Genomic DNA, 18,192 nt, shown 5'->3' on the forward strand with positions numbered 1-18,192 from the left:
CTTGGCAGGTGTTTCGGCAAAGGCTAAAAACAGGCAGAAAGGGTTGAAAAAAGGCAGCACGGCAAGGCAAAAACGCCTAAAAAGTGAAGCACGCCCCAGATATGCATGGGAAGGCAGCTATGTCAAGCCCATATTCTATATTGCGCTGTTCGTCTCAATACTCTCAATATTCTTATTCCCCTATCTATATCTTGCAGGGATAATAAGCATAAATGCAGCAAATGCTGACGCCACGATAGGGCTGTCGCTTTTCTTCCCTCTTGTAGTCTTTTCCTATCTTCTGGCAAAAGGCCGTACCCTGAAAGAGATAGTCAAAGAGCTCGGCCTTTCAAGGGAAGCATTAAACAGGCACGCACTGATGATAGGGGTGCTTGTTTTCGTCGCAATTCTGCTCCTGGAGTTTGGCATAAGCGCATTCCAGCAAGTAACCAACATAAAGCTGCCTACGAATGTCGCGCAGGTTTTCGCCGGGCTGCCTGCATACATTTTCGCATTCGCTGTTGTTGTAGCACCTTTCGACGAAGAAGTGCTATTCAGGGGCTTCCTTGTGCCTCGCATAGGCATAATACTGAGCGCACTCATATTCGGGTTCCTGCACTTCCTGAGCTATGCATCCATATCAGAATTCGTAGCTGCATTCGTTTTCGGTCTGCTCGCAGGGTATGCATTCAGAAAGACAAAATCATTGTACTCCACAATCCTGCCACACATGCTTGTCAACGTGCTGGGGGTCCTTGCCCTGCTGTTATAAGGTGCTTCAATTGAGGATCAGGCTTGTTGTCGTAGAGCCGCATTACCAGCTGAACATCGGCTACATGGCCAGGGTAGCAAAGAATTTTGGGATAGAAAGGCTATGGATAGTCAATCCGAAATGCAGGTATAACGGCAAGACTGCCATAAAATATTCAAAGCACGCCTATGGCCTCATCGCCAGGGCGCGGATATGCAAGTCTCTTGCAGAAGCTACAAAAGGCACTATGAGCATAGGGACCACAGCCATATGGCGCAAGGCCTCTTCTGGCTCAAGCAAGGTATATGAGCTTTCAGACATTGCAAAGCTGAAAGGCCTTGGGAACAAGAGAGTATCGCTAGTCATAGGCAGGGACACTACCGGGCTGACAAGCGCTGAGCTTTCCGAATGCGACGCGATCGTGTTCATAGGCGCAAGCCCCAGTTATCCTACGCTGAACATTTCGCACGCGCTTGCGATAATGCTTTACACGCTTTCTGGCAATCTGGATGCAGGGTTCAGCACGTTTGCGAAAGCCTCAGCTGCGGACAGCGGCGACATTGAAATGCTTTATAAGCTGTTTTCCTCATTCGTGGACCACAACAAAAAGATACGTAAAAAGGCGGCAGTAAAGCAGGCGTTCAAGCACATGCTGCAAAGATCTGCGCCAACAAAGCGCGAAGTGGCTACATTGCTTATTGCATTCACAAAGAAAACTTGAAAAGAAAAAGTAAAAGCGCCAGGTTCAAGACTTCGAAGCAGGCTTCTTTGACTTTATTATTTTTACCCTTGATGGAGCAAGTATGATTTTCTCCTTGTCTATCTGTGCTATGTCCCCGTCAATCTTGCCCACGTACTCCTTGAGCGTGCTGACAAGGCCGTTTAGTGTATTGACCCTGCTTGACATCTCGGAAACGTTAAGCAGTATTATATTCTTCTTGCTCAGCTCTGCCTCTATCAAGGCTATGTCATCTTCGCTTTTCAGCGTAACCGGCTTTATGTAGAAGTCAGCAGGTTCGTTTAAAACGTCAACGTTTTCCATCTCTTCGGAATTCATGTAGTCCTCAACATTGAGCTCCTTTGATGTGCCTAAGCCCTTGCCCATTCTGTCAAAAATACCCATTTAGTCACCTTTTCGTCGTCTATTACTATATGACATTAGTTATTTTAAATCTTTCTATAACTGACAATAGCAGAACAAACCGATTGCATTTTGCTCAAATGCAATGCGAAGCAGAAGATTCTTATATCAAAAATGAAAAAAGCTTTAAAAACATGCTATACTATTGTTAAGTGAGCATTGATGATATACTTAAAACGCGTATATGACAAGGTGGACATAAAAGACGGCACACGAATACTAATAGATAGGCTGTGGCCAAGGGGCGTAAGGCGCAGCACTTCGAACATAGACCTGTGGCTGAAGGACGTTGCACCAAGCGACGAGCTTAGGAAATGGTTCGCCCACGAAAAGGACAAATGGCCGGAATTCCAGAGGCGCTATAAGGAGGAGCTGCGTACGAACAAAGCTCTTGACAAGCTCATAGACATAGCGCTGAGCACAGAGCCGATAACGCTGCTTTACGCTTCTAGCGACAGCAGCCACAACAATGCAGTTGTGCTGTACAAAGTGCTGCAGCAAAGGCTTGAGAAGATAAAGAAGATATCTGCAACTAGCAAGGCCTGAAATCAAGCGCTTCAGAATAGCTTATAATGCTCCTTCATCATGCACCTGTTCATTATGAAAAGCATGCCATTGTCCTCAGCTATCTTTTTCGCTTCGTCGTTGAATATGCCCTCTTGGAGCCATAGGGCCTTAGCCTTTATCGCTACCGCCTGCTTTGCTATTTCTACAGTTTCAGGCGAAGGCCTGAACACGTCAACCACATCAACAGGGAATCCTATCTCCAAAAGGCTTTTGTATGCCTTCTCGCCCAATATCTCATCGGCGCTTGGATTGACAGGTATTATCCTATAACCAACGCTCTGGAGATAAGCAGGCACGTCATGGCTTGGCTTTCCCTCGTTTCGCGAGCATCCCACTACAGCAATGACATGGTATTTCGAAAGTATCTCATAAGCTACCTTGTCAGCTTCATCCTGCAATACCATTTAATCCAGTTATTAATCACCATAGGACTTAAATAAAGGTGCCTTTTATTTTGTAATTTAGCTTTTTTCATGCAAAAGATAAATAGGTGTAATTATGGAGGATTATGATGTTGTAGTGTGCGGGGGAGGACCTGCAGGGATAGGTGCTGCCTTTAGCGCTGCAAATATGGGGCTCAAAACCGCGATAATAGAAAGGCATTTCATGCTCGGCGGCAACTGGACGAACGGTTATGTCCTTTCCGTTCTTGGCATGTATACATATGACGGCGAAAACAAGATAGTCGGAGGGATTGCCGACGAGGTCGTCGCAGAGCTTAAGAAAAATGGTGGCACGGAAGGGCAGGCAGGAAACTTCGTTCCGTTCAGGCCTGATGAAATGAAGCTCACGCTCGACACACTTGCGAAGAAGAAGGGCATAACCGTTTATTATGGCAGCTTGGTAAAGAGCACAAAGAAGGACGGAAATCGCATATCATCTGTATATGTTTCTGGAAAGAGCAATACCGAAGTCAAAGGGAAGTTTTTTATAGATTCGACTGGAGATGCAGACATAGCATTTTATTCTGGGGCAAAAATCATGTCTGGAATGGAAAACTCTGGAATACACCAGCAGGCAACGCTGCCGTTTAGGATAGGCAATATAAATGAGGAGAGGATAATCCTGTTCGCAATAGAACATCAAAATTTTATATCTGTTAAAGTTAACGAGAAAGGCAGGCTGGAACGCTTCAGGGTTCTTCCAGATTTCGTAAAGCTAGCAAAGGAAAAATATTGGCTTTACTTGCCTTATGCGAATGCCGAATTCATGTTCAATACGAGCAAAAAAGGCGAATTCGTATGCAACGCTACCCACGTCAACATAGATGATTTCACTGACGGCAACCAGATGGCGAAAGCCATAGAAGACGCACGAGAGCAGATCATCTCTTCGATTGAGTTCTTCACGAAGGAGGTCAGCGGATTCGAAGACGCTTACCTTATCGATTCTGCACCATCTATAGGTTTGAGGGAAACCAGAAGGGCAGTCGGAGAATACGTCCTTAAGATGGACGACGTGCTGAACAACGCCAGATTTGAAGACGCAATAGCCAGATGTGGGCACCCGATAGAAGTGCATGATCCGAACAAAGGCGTAATCTATACGCACCTTAAAGGAGGCGACGGCTCCTTTTATGATGTTCCGTATCGTTCTATAGTAGTAAAGGGCATAGACAATCTTTTTGCCATAGGTAGATGCCTTAGCGCGGAATTCTATGCTCAGGCGAGCGCAAGAGTCACAGGCACAGCAATGGCAATGGGACAGGCAGCTGCATCTGCTGCGAAGATAGCTATAGACAAGGAGCTCAAAGCCAAAGATGTTCCGATAAAGGAGCTGCAGGAGCTGCTTAAAAAGAACGGCGCCATACTTTAAGTTTTAATGTATTTGTATAGGCACGTTAAGGGCCTTGAGGCAAGGTCAAATATACAAAAAATAAAAAGAAAGGGTGCGACAAGCGCACCTTGCTCAGCTGTATCTCCTCAGCCTTTTTTCTTTAATCTTCGTGCTGCAGAGCTTGCCTTTGTTGCAGCCTTGCGGACCAGCAGCATAGGTGACAAGATCATAGATATGAACTCCAGCACAAGCACCGCAGTCACACCAATTGCCATGGTGGAAAAGCTGCCGAAGTATCCGCCCAGTATTACCGGAACGAAAGCCACGCCGAGGTTCGTAAAGACGCTGTACATCGATGTAGCAAACCCTGCCTGTGCAGGATCTGATACATAGTTTGTTGTCGATGTCATTGCCATTGACCAATAGGCGTTTCCGAAGAAGCCGAACAGGAAGAACCCTGCAGCTATTGCGGCTATGGCGCTTGTGTACGAAAGCCCTAGCACCATGAGCAATGTTGCCACGAACATCAGCACGCCGGTAGATACCAAGCCAAGCCTAAACTGCCTGTATTTCTCGAACAGCGGCGGCAGTATTATTGCGCCTAGAGCCGAGCCGAGGAATGCGAGACCTCCCATGAGCCCGCCATACGACAGTGCGCTTGCAACGCTGAACTTGTGAAGTAGCAGCACCGTAGAGGCTATGCCTCCGAACATAACAGATATAGCAGATATGGAGAGGCCTACGTACCAGTTCTTTATCATTCCAGGCTTGAACGAGCCTTTAAGCGATTTGCCCTTGTAGAATGTGGGATATCCCTTTATTCCTACTGCTATCCATATGGCAGCTATTATGGCCAGGACTACTGTAGTCCACAGCGCACCGGACAATCCGAATGCCCCGAATATGCCAGGGCCTAGGAATGCACCAAATGCCATTCCGAGAAACAGCATTCCGACGCTTATTCCTATCACAGTGTGCGCCTTGTCCTTGAATATAGAATCTGCAACCGTGCCAACAGGTGCCATTGCAAGCGGATATGCTATTGCAGCGATTATTCCAGTTATTAGGAATGCGACATAGTTAGGAGATATTGCTCTTCCTATGAGTCCTATTACGGATATTATGGCTGCAGAATACAGTGCTGCTTTAACTGTGAATTTTGCCGATACGTATCCGGCAAGCAGACCAAGGACAACCATAGTATATCCATATGCCGATATTAGAAGTATTATTGATGTCAGGTTTACTCCAAAAACTTTGCCCAATACGGGAACCAACGGAGAAAGTATAAACCATCCGAATCCTATTGTAAACAATAGAAACCAATATGGAGCCAGTTTAGACCAATTTCCCATTTCCACACCATTCTTACATGTATTTTATGCACGTGCGTATACGTTTATAATTGGTTGGATATGTTTAAAAATGCTTGTCAGGCAACAAATATATGGCATCTGGCATGTATGTGATCTTAGACACGAGCTCAATGCTGTTTGCAATGGAATCCAGGAAAAGCGCAATAGACACTGTAGAGCTGGCGCATCCTGGCAAGCGCATACTCATATCAAAAGGCCTCATTAGGGAGCTTTCAGGCATAGGCAGCGGCCATGGTGCCAGGGCAGCACGGGCAAGGGCATGCCTTGAAATACTAAAACTTAAAAATGTTGAAGTTGATAATAATAGCGGAAATGTTGACAAATGGATACTAGCTAGGGCATGCCAGAAAGACGTCTACTGCGTTGTCACGAACGATACAGCACTCTTTAATAGGCTGCGTTATAAACATATAGCGGTATTCAAGCTTTCAAGGAGCGGTATGCTCAAATAAGCGGTGAACAAATGTACTATAGGTATTCAGTAAAAGACACGTTTAAAATGCCTCCAGAATATTTCGACAAGGATATAGAGACTGTTGCAGAAGACATGCTGCAAAGGAAGTATGAAGGCGCAATAGACAAGGACATGGGCGTGATAATAGCGATAACAAACGTCAGGAACATAAGCGACGGCATCATATATCCTGGAGACCCTACAACGCACCATGAGGTGGAGTTCGACGTGCTTACCTACATGCCTAAGGTCGATGAGGTAGTCGTGGGCGAGGTAACCGAACTTATAGATTTCGGCGCTTTCGTGCGCATAGGCCCATTGGAAGGTCTGGTGCATGTGTCACAAATAACAGATGAATTCATATCGCTTGACAAAAAGATACCTGCGCTTGTTGCGAAGAAGAGCGGGCTTACGCTGAAGAAGGGCGATATCATATATGCAAGGATATCTACAGTTAGCATGAAGAACTCGGTAAAGGATTCAAAGATAGCCCTCACGATGAAAAGCGAAGGCCTCGGCAAGCCGGAATGGATTGCAATGCTCTCAAGCAAGAACAAAAAGAAGTCAGCCCCAAGGGGCAAAAATAAGCGATAGCAATGGAAGGTTTGGTATGCAAGAAATGCAGGCTATTGATAAGCAACGGCAGCAAATGCCCAATCTGCGGCTCTACGGATCTTACAAGGAAATGGAGCGGCTATCTGATAGTGCTAAACGCTGACATGTCAGAAGTTGCAAACGAGCTTGGCATAAAGATAAACAGCACCTTTGCGCTAAATATAAGGGACTGAGCCCGTAGCAATTCGTTGCCAGGCATAAGGCTGCTTATTCTTCCTGCCGCTTTTCATTGCCTTCGCTTTTGTTGTACTCCTCCCTTACGTATACCTTGCCAAGCTGCTTTACGTAGGTGAATACCGCTGCGATCAGGCTTGCCCTGTTCACGAAGTAATCAGCATCTTTCTTTACCGACCCGTCATAAAAGATTTCAGCTTCATTGCCGTTTACGGCTATCTTCGTTGGCAGTACGTCGTAGGTTTTGCCGAGAGCCTCTATCATCTCCGTTTCAGTGCCCAGCTTGCTTACCACTTTGACCTGGTACTTTATCCTTTTCCCGGCATCCGGGTGGTTAGCATCCACTACCACCCTTCCAGACCCGACGCTCACTACTGTGGCAGCAACATTGTCTATGTTGAGCCTCATGCCTGGGCGCGGGTCTATTTTCTGCGCCCTGAACTGCGCGATTGGCATCACCTTCACAAGGTCCTCGATCCTTTCGCCAAACGCATCCTTTGGCTCAAGCGTAAACTCCTTCTTTTCCCCAGTATTCATGGTCCTGAGCTCGGATTCAAGCCCCTTGACTACTGCATTCGAGCCAATAACTACAAGCACAGGGCCGTATTTTGCATCCTTGCTGTATATGTCCGCATCTTTTGCGACCTTCTCGTCAGTTGTGGCAAGAACGTTGCCGTTGACGGCATCCCAAGCAGTATACTCTATTTCTAGAAAATCTCCATCTTTGAAAGCCATTGCATTACCTCTAAAGAATAGCAAATTATTTTATCGCCATAACTATAAAAAGCTTTCAAAAGATAAGAATAAATAATATAACATGGGTTAATGCTTATCTGACAAATCTAGCTGGTGCCATCATGGAAAAGAAGACAAAAAACGCCATACTCTTCATAGGCTCGCTCCTAGTTGCCATAATGTTCATTACATCATATGCTGCTTCTTCGAATAACAACAACGCAATAACCACTACAGTAAAGCCAAAGAGCACATCTGGCTATTTTGCTTCGGGTTATGCAAATGCGATAGTAACGGATTATTCGCCAACTGTGCTGATAGCCGTCAAGCCAAGTGCGGCAAACAGCATAATGCCTGCGCTGTCAGATTATCTTTCGGCGCTCGAGGCAAATGGTACCATAGAGCAATACGTGCCTGAGAACAACGCCTTTCTGGTGGAGCAGAATTCCAGCTCTTACGCATATGCGCTTCAAAGCGACCTTTATTCGAGGTTCCAAAACAACATAACGCTGAATACAAGCGTATACCTGCAGCTGCCCAAATATGCAAAACTCACTGTCGGCACTTACACATACGAAGCGCTAATGGGAAACAGTACATACGCCCTGCATATAACCCCGCTGCCTAAACTGAATTCTACAGTTTATGTAAAGATAAACACCCTTGTATCCGCAAACGGCACAGTGATGCCTTCGAGCACTCAAATATATGCGGTGAAATGAATGATGAATGACAGCTTGAAGGCTGCCATAAGGAAGTACGCTTTGAAAAATGCTATGGACTATGGCAAGGCTTCAGTTCCCAGCGTCCTCAACAAAGTGATGGTGCAGGCCAAAGAGGCCGGAATTCCTGTAAGCGAGCTCAAGGCATATGTAGAAAGCACTGTAGCTGAAATAAACTCTATGGGCGCTTCCGAAATCGAATCAGAGTATGCAGCATACAAGGCGGAATTCGACATAAGGGATGCGGAGAAGCATGAAAAAAGCTCCAAGCCTAAGATGGAGCTCCCCGGCGCAGAGATCGGCAATTTTGCCACAAGGTTCCCGCCAGAGCCAAACGGGTACCTGCACATAGGCCATGCAAAACCGCTGTTTCTGGAGGACGCCTTCCGAACCATTTACAAAGGGAAACTATTCCTTTATTTCGATGACACGAACCCAAAGAACGAAAGCCAAGAATACGTCGATGCGATAAAATTCGATCTTGACTGGCTTGGCGTAAAGTTCGACAAAGAGTATTACGCAAGCGACAATATAGAGAAGATATACGGTTTTGGCAGGCAGCTCATAAAGGATTCTGGCGCATATGCGTGCTCATGCTCCGAAGACAAGATAAAGGAACTGCGCTTTAAGGGCATAGAATGTGAGCATAGGTCCAGGCCTCCAGAGGAATCGCTTGATATATTTGACAAGCTGGTATCAGGATCTTATGAAGAAGACAAAATCGCCATAAGGTTCAAAGGGGACATGAAAGCGGCCAATACGACTTTGCGGGACCCTACGATTTTCAGGGTGGTCAAAGCAAGGCATTACAGGCAGGGCGACAAATATTCGCTATGGCCTACATACTCATTCAACACGCCGATAAACGACTCTATAAACGGCGTTACGGACGCGATAAGGAGCAAGGAGTATGAGCTTGCCAATGACTTATACTACATGGTATTAAATGCGCTGCATTTGAGGCTACCTAGAGTGCACCTTGAAGCACGGCTAAATATAGAGGGCAACGTGACTTCGAAAAGAAAGATAGTAAAGTTCATGCGCGAGGGCCTGCTGTCAGGCTTTGACGATCCCAGGCTCGTAACAATAGCAGCATTGCGCAGGCGTGGCGTGGTCCCAGAAGCCATAAAGAATTTTGTCCTGCGTACAGGCATGAGCAAGGTTGACAGCACATTCAAGCTTTCAATGCTCCTGGATGAAAGCAAGCGTGCAATTGATCCGGTTGCAAAGAGATTGTTCTTTGTCCCAGACCCTGTGGCGCTGCAAATAGAGGCTTTCCAGGCCAAGGCGAGCATACCGCTGCATCCTACTTCAAAAATCGGAAGCAGGGATTACGAGGTAAAAGGCACAGTATACATATCAAAGGCAGACGCATCAAAATACAAAGGTTCTAGCATAAGGCTAAAGGGCCTGGGTGTGTTCCGCATAAGCGGCTCTGACCCTTACAGGGCAGTGCCCGAAAGCGAGAAATCGGCATACGTCAACACAATACAGTGGATACCTGGAAGCAATGCAGTCAAATGCAAGATATTAATACCGCATGACCCAATGGATGGGGATGAATTCAGGAAAGATAGCTTGGAGTATGCCTATGGACTTGCAGAAGACTATGTCAGGAGCCTCGAAGTGCACGAAACCGTGCAGTTCGAAAGGTTCGGCTTTTGCACGCTTGACCGGATCGATCCGACGGAATTCATATTCCTGACCAAATAGGCACAACCGCAAGCTACGGATCAGTGTGCGCTTCTGCCATATATGGTTTCGTGCAGTGAAAGAACAGACGGGGTTGAAACGTATTTCACTGTATTGTCTATTAGGAGCCTTGCCTCCTTCAGCCTTTTCTTTTTGAATAGCGCATGCGCTGCATAAGCCATTGCATTGATTGAGAAATTCTCGGTGTTCATGAGTGCTGTTGCATTCTTCAGCGCGTCGTCATACTGCCCAAGGCCGGTGAAAAGCGCCATCTTCAGGTAGTTTATGGCAAGCGAGCTTTTGTGCGCCTCAAGCGCTTCAATGTAATGCTTCGCCTGGGTATAATCCCCAAGCTTTATGCTTGTAATTGCCACCATATAATCAGTGCTCAAGGCCGGAGAGTCCTTCGAAGCAGCCTTAGCAAGCTCTATGGACCTGTAGAGGTTAAGCCTGGCATCCGCGTATATCGCAGAAGCAAGCCTCCTATGCTCAGCGTTGTCATCCATAAAGCCCGGCTTGTCATATCTTATCAGGGCCGTTTCATAATTTGATTTTGATATGAGTATTATGCCTTTCAGGTAAACAAACCAGTAGCTCTTTGTCGTGCTGAAGGCGCCATCGCATGCCTGGAGCGCTTTGTCGTAGTCCTGTGCAGCGTAAGCATCATGTATCGCAGAAGTAAGCGCATCGACCTGCTGGTCCGTAATACCTTTGGCAGGATATATTATTGCTTCGCATCCAGAGCAAATGCAATAATCGCCAGCATACAACGTTTTTGTCTTGCAGTAATTGCATGTTGCTATTTTGCCCTGCGCTGCGACTGTGCTGGCGGCCTTCAAGTAATCAGATACGTTCATTAAATCCACATGCGTGAGTATACATATGCGTTTCTAATCGTGCCTTTTGCACTGATATTTGTTTTCCATATTGCATTGCGACTATAACTATAAATCTGTTTATATTGCGCCATGCCTATCATGAAACCGCTGCTGCAGCATAATGCGCTATTGCAATTTTTCTAGCACTACGAAAAGGTGCAACTGGTCATAAGGCTCCAGCTTCACTTTTTCTACCACCTTGAAAGTGCCTGAAAGCTTTTCAAGCACTTCCTGATATATTTGCTCAGGGCTTCTTGAAATGTCTATGCTCTGGGACTTTATAGCAAGATAGGCAAAGCCGCCGCTCTTCAGGAATCTGGAGTTTGAAAGCAGTATCTCAGCCTGCTCCTTTGAGGATACGTCCTGGTACACTACGTCGCAGTCCTTTACGAAGCGCGCATACGCATCTGTGAATCTTGCGTCTGCAAGTATGGGCAGCATATTCTTCCTCTTTTCGCAAACTGCGACAAGCTTCCTCATATTGCGATCTGAAAGCTCCACGCAGTAGACTTCTCCTTCATTAGACACGATATCGCTTACGTGGCTTGCCGTAGTGCCTGTTGCAGCCCCAAGGTAGAGCACCGATGCGCCCAGCTTTATGCGCATATTGCTCATGCCATTCATAAGCGCAGCCGAAAGCTTGCTCCTGTACGGGTTCCAAAGCCTGTACTCAACGCCGTCCTTGCTATAAAGCTCCTCGCTATAGGACTTGAATCCCTTAACAAGATTTATCGTAGCAAGCTTGCCATCAAGCGAATAAACCCCGTCAAACAGTTTTTTTACTTCCATAGTATCAAGCCAATTGACATATGCTTTAATGAGTTGGCTGCATGCCATTCCAGCAATTCATGTTAGAGCTTCGTGCATCACTGCACCGGAACAATCAGATAAGTTTGTATAAAAGGTATAAAATCCATTACGGTCTGATGGCCTTTGCCACTTGCACGCGTTTTGCAGCATCCTTCAGATCCCAAGCTGGCGCCACACGGTTTCCATCAGCAGTATTACCTCCTCTTCTTCATCCTCGGTCCCGTTTCTTGCATTTTTCTGGTTCTGCAGCAAGCCTTGCAAATTCATGCGCCTTAGCCAAAGGCCCCTTCGCTTAGCAGAATGTGCAAGCACGTAGCTCAGCTCATCCGTAGCCATGCCGAACAGCTCGTTTGCCTCTTCCTCATCGCCAATTTCAGAGCATTTTTTTGCCTTTTCGAAATAGCTCACTGCCCTATCGAGCCGCCTGCGCAATGCACCATTGCCTACCCTTCCGCGCAAAACGCTTTTTATTCCCATTGCCACCACCTTAGAATAGGACTCAAAACAGGTTTAAATAATTTCGTTACCGAATTAAATAAGGGAATACCAAAACTGATACTTATGGTTGAAAACATCGTCATAACCAAGCTTCTTTACGACCTTATACCTATAGCCATGTCGCAGCTTGACGAGCCCGCAGCTGAAAAGGCTTTCTCAAAGAGCATAACCGAAATATTCGGCATAGATGAAGTCAGGATCAGGCGTTCAGAAGAAAAGCTGACGGGGGTAGACAGCCTTGACGGATACGTCTTAAATACAAAAAAGGCTTATGTGGACAACCAGCTTAGCGAATATTCAGAGTTTCCAAGGCTTATAGACTACAAAAACGCAGGCTATTCTAGCTGTGCAGTCCTGCCCATATCGGCTCCGGGAAAAAGCATAGGCGTGCTTGAGCTTTTGTCCAAAACGGAAAACAGGTTCAGCGAAGAAATGATCAGTACCATCGCCATAGGCGCGGCATTCATAGGGCTGGCATTGAATGCCAAGGCCGAAGCGCGCATGAGCAAAAGTTTGGCATCATACTTCGACTCTGCGTTCAGCTCCCCTGGGCCTAAGCTTCTTGTCAACTCCAGCGGAGCCATAATAAAAGCAAACAAAAGCGCGATAGCGATGTTTTCGATAAACCAGTCGAGGCAGCCTGACATAAGCTCCCTCGGCCTGAAGATGGAAGAGCTTTCTGCAGCGCCTGATGCGAAGCCGCTGAGGAAGCGCATCATAGCAGGAGGCTCACAAAAGCTATTCGAAATTTACACTTCAAAAGCAAGCCAGAATTCCATACACCTGGCATTTGAGGAAATAACAGACTCAGAGCGCAACAGCGGCATCGGAGCAGCAATAGCCCTGTCAAAGAGCGTAGCTGCAATGAGCCTTGACGATAACATGGTTGTAGTAGACGGCGTAGGCTCCGACTCTTCAAACGCCCAGATAATAGATTCGCTGAAAGGCAGGAGCATAGCCGAAGCGCTGCAGCCTGCCATATCAGAAAAGCTCATTTCAGAGCTTAAGTCGCATGGCAGGGCAATGCTTCCTGCAACATTGGCCTACAATGGCCAAAACAACCCTGTATATTTGTCTATTGCGAAGTATGGCCTCGGCTACATATGCATAATAACCAGTGCAGCGCTTGAGGAATCAGTGCGCAGGCTGTCAGAAAATATCAAGGATTTCATAAATGCAACATCAGACATCATGCTTGTCATAGACGATGCAGGAATAATAACCGATGCGAATCTTCCGGCAGAGCAGTTCCTTGGATACAAAAAGGAGGAGCTTTTTGGAAAGGCCATACGTACACTCTACTCCGAATACGAAATTCTCGACAGGGACCTCTCATACGTCAAAGGTGGCGGCAGGGTGGACGGAAGCTACGTTAACCTGATAAAAAAGGGCGGCGACCTGCTGCCGGTTTCATATTCGCTGCGCTTGATGTCTGACGGCTATTCGTACAACTACGCGATATTGATGAAGGAACTCCAGACGAAGCGCGCGCTAGAAGACCTGGAATCCATTGCAAGGACCCAGGAGGGCTTGGCCAAGAACTTCAGGACTGTGAGCGATCTCAAATCCCAGTTCATATACAACATAGCCCACGAGCTTAAGACGCCCCTGACAAACATAAAGGGCTTTGCGAAGCTGATGTATGATGGGGAATTCGGCCAGCTGAACGACGACCAGAAGGAATATCTGAAGACGATACTTGATGAAAGCGAAAGGCTTATGCTCATAATAACGCAGGTGCTTGACGCTGCGAAACTCGATGCCAATAAGGTAAAGCTCGACCTTAAGGAAGTTGACCTAAAAGAGCTTTACAACAACCCTAGCGTGAAGGCTCTCGAGGAATCTGCAAGGAACAAGGGGCTTGCGTTTGAATGGAACGTCGCATATGATACGCCGCTGATAACTGCAGACCCGAACAGGCTGATACAGGTATTTGTGAACCTTATAGGCAACGCGATAAAGTTTACTGAAAACGGCGGCATTACTGTCAAGATATCCAAATCAAGCAAGCGCAGCGTAATGTGCGAAGTGATTGATACCGGGATAGGCATAAGCGACGATGACAAAAGGAAGATATTCAAAAAATTTTACCAGGCTTCGAAAAAGGGCCTGGTGAAGCAGGACGGCAGCGGGACCGGGCTCGGCCTTGCCATAACAAAAGAGATAGTTGATTTGCACAAGGGCAAAATAAGATTCGATTCCGTGCTGGGCAAAGGCAGCAGATTCTGGTTCACCCTGCCAATAAACCAAAGCCAGAGGCAGAAAAAACGTGAATGAACGCTTATTCTACGTATATCCCGCAAGCCCCTCCAACGTGCTCCGCAGATATGTAGCCTGAATAGAGCATGCTTTGGTTCAGCCCGCTAAAAACACCTGAAAGTGTGGAGTTTATTATGGATTCCGAAGTGCTGTTTATGTATACCGTAAGTGCGGTGCCGGTCGCTATTGCACTTTTGCCCTTTGTAGTGTACACTGCACTATAAAGCGCGCCGCTTATGTCCTCAAGCTTCAATGACATGTTGTAAGGCACAAGCACGCTCATGTTTTGATACGTAAACTGACCTGCCGGAGGATATCCGTAATACCTGCTATATGTGCTGTTGTAAAGGTTCGGCGTGCAATTCACCGAATTTGCGTACAGCTTTGAGTAATTGTCCATCAGTGAGTAAAACGCGTCCTTTTCCAGCGCAGCCAGCGCCTTTTCGTAGTTGTTCTGCTGCACTATTGTGGTGGTCGTAATGCTGCTGCTTACAGGTATGGTGGAAGTCGTATTGATATGCACCTTTGTTAGGTTCGTTGCCTTTGGCGTGCTCAGGTTGCCGGAAAATGCATTAACATACCTTATGGATGACGAATCTGGTGCTATGGCCAGGCTTGTGTCTATGCTTACAAAATGCACCTCTGCAGAGCCGTTGTGCACGCCTTCAAGCTGCATGCCTACGTTGGAGTACGCAGAGTCGTAGTTCACATGCGTCAGCGCGCCGCTGCTTATTGCTACGTTGAGCAGCGGGTTCGCAAGCACAGGTTTCATAGCTATGTAAACGTATGCAGAATCGTTAGATTTCGGAACTGCATACGCGACATATTCATTGCCGCCCATTACAAAGGCTGTGCCTGATGCGCCTAATGTCAGGTTTCCCCCGTTGCCTATGTTCTGGACTGAATTAGCAAGCGAAAGCGCAACGGCTGCCGCAATTATAACTACAACTGCTATCACCAGTATCAGAAGCCACGGCACTTTTAAGTGGCCGGTTCCGTGCCTGTGCTTGGGTGCTTTAGTCGCCATTATATATCCTTCACCAAAAAAGCTTATAAGCCTTACTCGGTACTGGCATTCATGGAGCACAGCAACTTATAATACTTTTTGTTGAATATCTAATTAGGTGACCATATGGTTGATTTCACTGGTTTTGCTAACGAGCTATACGTTATATTGAACGAAAGGCAGCAGGTCTCATACAGCGAGCTCAAGGACATGGCGTTCAGCAGAGGGATTTCGCTCGACACCCTAAAGGGCTCATTAGAGCAGCTTGAAAATGCAAAGGCGATAGCTTCGAGAAGCCGAGGCGGCATACTCACATATTACATATTGCAGGAGCCAAACTCTTTGCGTAAGGTCCTGATAGTTGAGGATGACAAGAACATAAACAAGCTCATGGCAATTTCAATAGGCAAGGGCTTTGAGATAAACCAGATATACGACGGCGGAGAGGCCATAGACTTCGTAAAGCGCAACAGGCCCGACCTTGTGATATTGGACATAATGCTCCCGAACAAGGACGGCCTGGACATATGCCAGACGATAAAGAGCGACCCATCGGTAAGCAATACAGTAGTTATACTGGTAAGCGCAATGGACCCAACGAGCAACAGGTTCACAGGTATAAAGAATGGTGCCGACTACTACATAAAGAAGCCATTCGACCCGATCGAGCTTAGGAGCCTTGTAACCCTTTTCCTGCGCAAAAAGGGCAAGCGCTTTGATCCGCTAATAGATTTGCCTGACGAGGACAGGATATCCGCGGAGATAGAGCATTCGCTAAAGGAGGGCGAGCATTACGTAATAGGCACCATAAGGATAGATAGCCTCGGCACTTATGCTAAGAGGTTCGGAGGGAACTCCGGCGTGGTAATACTCAGGCTGATATCGCAGCTGCTCCAGGACATAATAAAAGGGAAGGCAGAAAGCGTATTCGTAGGCTTCCTGAACAGCGACGAGTTCGTCATAGCAGGAATGGAAAGCGACGTCGCTGCTGCAGTCAAGAACATCCAGCAAGAATTCAATGCGGTTTTGCCTTTCATAGTCCAAGACGAAGGCTACAGGAAACCAGACCTTGACCTGGAAAGCCTTTTTGAATCCAAGGAGGTCCCGAAGCTCTCGCTAGTTTACACTCCAATAGAAAAGGAGAAGCTGAAAGAGCGCAGGAACGAAATACTCGAGAACAAGGCTGCATCAGGAGTTTCTGAAATAGGCTCGTACACGTATGAGGAGCTGCAAAAGCTTTTCGGAAGGGAGGACCTCGACATTATAATAACCAGGGATTCTAACGGGGTCAAGCTTCAGGTGGGAAAGAATGCGGATGGCAGCAAAATCCAGTAGGTTGCATCAGGGCCGCGCCCAGATGTCGCTTGACTTTCTGGTCTCTTACGGGGTTGCGCTGATCATAATAGCAACGGCCCTTTACATAGTGTTTACAAGCGGGATATTCAACCCAGCAATACTGCCTGACAACTGCGTTCCAGCGCCATCTTTCGTATGCGATTCGTACGGCATAAACACAACCGGCGTATTGTTCATAAAGCTATCGCAGGCTACAGGAGGAGAGATAAACGTTACAGGTTTGGCATGCTCCACGCAGCTCAACACCACAAACGAGAACAAGCCTGCCACCGGCAACATAAAGGTCCTTGGATATTCAGGTTTTCCTGCAAGTTACCCGGCAAACGGCATAAACCCTTCCGGCACCCTGATTTACAGCGACGGCTATGCGGTAATAGAAGCCTATTGCTACGGCCCGAAAGGCACCATAGATACTGGTTCGCTGGGATCAGGCTTTACTGGGTATATATTCATAAATTACTCAACAATAGGCCTCCCGGGCCAGCATACAATCATAAAGCTTGCATCTATCACTACCAAATATACATAATAATTTTGTTTTCCAATTAAAAACGTGCATAAAATGAAATTTGCCTTCATAATGCTGTTTGCGTTGCTTTCAGGCCTCGTATTCGCTGGCAGCGTGCCATACGTCAACATAACAGAGCCTTATAACACGACCATACTGCAGAACGGCAGCCTTTACCTTGGCAAGGTCGGCCCGGGCCAGACCTTTGTAGTGACAATATCCGCATTAACGCAAAACTATTCCGGGGCTGTGCTGACCCGGGGTTGGAACCAACTGAAGGTCACAGGGTATCCGCAGGGCTGGCTTGTGCAGAACTCAGGCCTTTATACTGCATACCTGTCTGTCGAGGTGTCCGCAGCGCCTAATGCAAGCAACGGTACATACGAACTGCATTTTAGCGCTATAAACAACGGCAATTATTCTAAAATTGGCGCCATAAACTTCATCGGATACATAAACGTGACGCCAAGCGTTTTCAAAATGAATGTCACGCCGTCAAGCATCTCCGGCAGCCCTGGGGAGCCCACCGAGATAAGCGTAACAATAAACAATACCGGCGTATCCGACAGCCCGTTCATAATAAACGTCAGCGGGCTGCCTGCAGAGAAGCTCAGCCCGGAAACAGTCATAGCGCTGCACCACACAGTTGGCACATTCAAGTACAGCATTTCAGAGGATACTCCAGGCATATACTCACCAGTGGTAAGCGTGCATTCGCTTGAAAGCGCATTGGTAAAATCCTCAAAGACCTTACGATACACCGTCAGGCCATCGCTGCTTAATGACTATTATGCGCTTGGGCAGGGATCTCCAATATTCCCTGTTCTCTATGAGCCGGCATACGTGCTTATGTACCTAATAAGCTTGTTGTCCAAGATATAACCAGGTCGATTTT

General features: G+C 46.9%; 21 protein-coding genes. 13 read left to right on the forward strand and 8 right to left on the reverse strand.

Annotated elements, in window-relative coordinates; all coding sequences use genetic code 11:
- The first annotated feature begins 1 nt into the window (after window position 1).
- Both M1125_04270 and M1125_04275 read left to right on the forward strand, forming a co-directional pair.
- Window positions 2-751 (forward strand): CPBP family intramembrane metalloprotease, encoded by a 750-nt coding sequence (locus M1125_04270; GenBank protein MCL5405020.1) that lies wholly within the window; start codon window positions 2-4, stop codon window positions 749-751.
- A 10-nt stretch (window positions 752-761) separates the two neighbouring features.
- A complete protein-coding gene (locus tag M1125_04275; GenBank protein ID MCL5405021.1) occupies window positions 762-1,451 on the forward strand; it encodes an RNA methyltransferase in 690 nt (229 codons plus the stop codon).
- Window positions 1,452-1,475: 24 nt separating this feature from the next.
- Here M1125_04275 and sepF read toward each other — a convergent pair whose 3' ends face one another.
- On the reverse strand, window positions 1,476-1,853 hold the full coding sequence (gene sepF, locus M1125_04280) for a cell division protein SepF (GenBank protein MCL5405022.1): 378 nt from the start codon (window positions 1,851-1,853) through the stop codon (window positions 1,476-1,478).
- A gap of 180 nt (window positions 1,854-2,033) precedes the next feature.
- On the opposite strand from sepF, the gene M1125_04285 reads away from it, so the two are divergent.
- A complete protein-coding gene (locus M1125_04285) occupies window positions 2,034-2,417 on the forward strand; it encodes a DUF488 family protein (GenBank protein ID MCL5405023.1) in 384 nt (127 codons plus the stop codon).
- 11 nt (window positions 2,418-2,428) lie between these two features.
- Here the strand turns inward: M1125_04285 and M1125_04290 are convergent, their stop codons facing one another.
- Window positions 2,429-2,842, reverse strand: coding sequence for a CoA-binding protein (locus tag M1125_04290; GenBank protein MCL5405024.1), 414 nt, complete (start codon window positions 2,840-2,842; stop codon window positions 2,429-2,431).
- 94 nt (window positions 2,843-2,936) lie between these two features.
- Between M1125_04290 and M1125_04295 the strand changes: the two genes are divergently transcribed.
- Window positions 2,937-4,253: an FAD-dependent oxidoreductase gene (locus tag M1125_04295; protein MCL5405025.1), complete on the forward strand. Its 1,317-nt coding sequence runs from the start codon at window positions 2,937-2,939 to the stop codon at window positions 4,251-4,253.
- Between the two features lie 107 nt (window positions 4,254-4,360).
- Here M1125_04295 and M1125_04300 read toward each other — a convergent pair whose 3' ends face one another.
- Window positions 4,361-5,569, reverse strand: a complete 1,209-nt coding sequence (locus M1125_04300; protein ID MCL5405026.1) for an MFS transporter — start codon at window positions 5,567-5,569, stop codon at window positions 4,361-4,363.
- Window positions 5,570-5,712: 143 nt separating this feature from the next.
- On the opposite strand from M1125_04300, the gene M1125_04305 reads away from it, so the two are divergent.
- Genes M1125_04305 through M1125_04315 form a run of 3 tightly spaced genes read left to right on the forward strand, consistent with a single transcriptional unit; the run spans window position 5,713 to window position 6,832 of the window.
- On the forward strand, window positions 5,713-6,042 hold the full coding sequence (locus M1125_04305) for a hypothetical protein (GenBank protein MCL5405027.1): 330 nt from the start codon (window positions 5,713-5,715) through the stop codon (window positions 6,040-6,042).
- A gap of 11 nt (window positions 6,043-6,053) precedes the next feature.
- Window positions 6,054-6,638, forward strand: a complete 585-nt coding sequence (locus M1125_04310; GenBank protein MCL5405028.1) for a DNA-directed RNA polymerase — start codon at window positions 6,054-6,056, stop codon at window positions 6,636-6,638.
- A 2-nt stretch (window positions 6,639-6,640) separates the two neighbouring features.
- A complete protein-coding gene (locus M1125_04315; GenBank protein MCL5405029.1) occupies window positions 6,641-6,832 on the forward strand; it encodes a DNA-directed RNA polymerase subunit E'' in 192 nt (63 codons plus the stop codon).
- A gap of 34 nt (window positions 6,833-6,866) precedes the next feature.
- Here the strand turns inward: M1125_04315 and M1125_04320 are convergent, their stop codons facing one another.
- A complete protein-coding gene (locus M1125_04320; GenBank protein ID MCL5405030.1) occupies window positions 6,867-7,568 on the reverse strand; it encodes an FKBP-type peptidyl-prolyl cis-trans isomerase in 702 nt (233 codons plus the stop codon).
- A gap of 122 nt (window positions 7,569-7,690) precedes the next feature.
- Between M1125_04320 and M1125_04325 the strand changes: the two genes are divergently transcribed.
- A complete protein-coding gene (locus M1125_04325; GenBank protein ID MCL5405031.1) occupies window positions 7,691-8,290 on the forward strand; it encodes a hypothetical protein in 600 nt (199 codons plus the stop codon).
- Complete coding sequence (gene gltX, locus M1125_04330) at window positions 8,291-10,003, forward strand: glutamate--tRNA ligase (GenBank protein ID MCL5405032.1); 1,713 nt, start codon at window positions 8,291-8,293, stop codon at window positions 10,001-10,003.
- 20 nt (window positions 10,004-10,023) lie between these two features.
- Here gltX and M1125_04335 read toward each other — a convergent pair whose 3' ends face one another.
- The 3 genes from M1125_04335 to M1125_04345 form a co-directional block, all read right to left on the reverse strand.
- Window positions 10,024-10,839 carry a hypothetical protein gene (locus M1125_04335; GenBank protein ID MCL5405033.1) on the reverse strand — a complete coding sequence of 272 codons (816 nt, stop codon included), beginning with the start codon at window positions 10,837-10,839 and terminating at the stop codon, window positions 10,024-10,026.
- A gap of 147 nt (window positions 10,840-10,986) precedes the next feature.
- Window positions 10,987-11,649 (reverse strand): fibrillarin-like rRNA/tRNA 2'-O-methyltransferase, encoded by a 663-nt coding sequence (locus M1125_04340; GenBank protein ID MCL5405034.1) that lies wholly within the window; start codon window positions 11,647-11,649, stop codon window positions 10,987-10,989.
- A 174-nt stretch (window positions 11,650-11,823) separates the two neighbouring features.
- Entirely contained in the window at window positions 11,824-12,147 is a 324-nt protein-coding gene (locus tag M1125_04345) for a hypothetical protein (protein ID MCL5405035.1), read from the reverse strand.
- 84 nt (window positions 12,148-12,231) lie between these two features.
- On the opposite strand from M1125_04345, the gene M1125_04350 reads away from it, so the two are divergent.
- Entirely contained in the window at window positions 12,232-14,445 is a 2,214-nt protein-coding gene (locus tag M1125_04350; GenBank protein MCL5405036.1) for an ATP-binding protein, read from the forward strand.
- A gap of 4 nt (window positions 14,446-14,449) precedes the next feature.
- On the opposite strand, the gene M1125_04355 is transcribed toward M1125_04350, so the two are convergent.
- The gene (locus tag M1125_04355; GenBank protein ID MCL5405037.1) at window positions 14,450-15,454 is read right to left on the reverse strand and encodes a hypothetical protein; all 1,005 of its coding nucleotides are present in this window, start codon (window positions 15,452-15,454) and stop codon (window positions 14,450-14,452) included.
- A gap of 105 nt (window positions 15,455-15,559) precedes the next feature.
- On the opposite strand from M1125_04355, the gene M1125_04360 reads away from it, so the two are divergent.
- From M1125_04360 to M1125_04370, 3 genes are read left to right on the forward strand one after another with little or no spacing between them, the layout of a single operon-like run.
- On the forward strand, window positions 15,560-16,768 hold the full coding sequence (locus tag M1125_04360) for a response regulator (GenBank protein MCL5405038.1): 1,209 nt from the start codon (window positions 15,560-15,562) through the stop codon (window positions 16,766-16,768).
- Complete coding sequence (locus M1125_04365) at window positions 16,743-17,318, forward strand: hypothetical protein (GenBank protein MCL5405039.1); 576 nt, start codon at window positions 16,743-16,745, stop codon at window positions 17,316-17,318. The genes M1125_04360 and M1125_04365 overlap by 26 nt, the downstream gene beginning before the upstream one ends.
- A 33-nt stretch (window positions 17,319-17,351) precedes the next feature.
- On the forward strand, window positions 17,352-18,179 hold the full coding sequence (locus tag M1125_04370; GenBank protein ID MCL5405040.1) for a hypothetical protein: 828 nt from the start codon (window positions 17,352-17,354) through the stop codon (window positions 18,177-18,179).
- The last annotated feature ends 13 nt before the right edge of the window (window positions 18,180-18,192 follow it).

Source organism: Candidatus Marsarchaeota archaeon (genome assembly GCA_023485295.1).
Taxonomy (GTDB): Archaea; Micrarchaeota; Micrarchaeia; order Micrarchaeales; family Micrarchaeaceae; genus Micrarchaeum_A.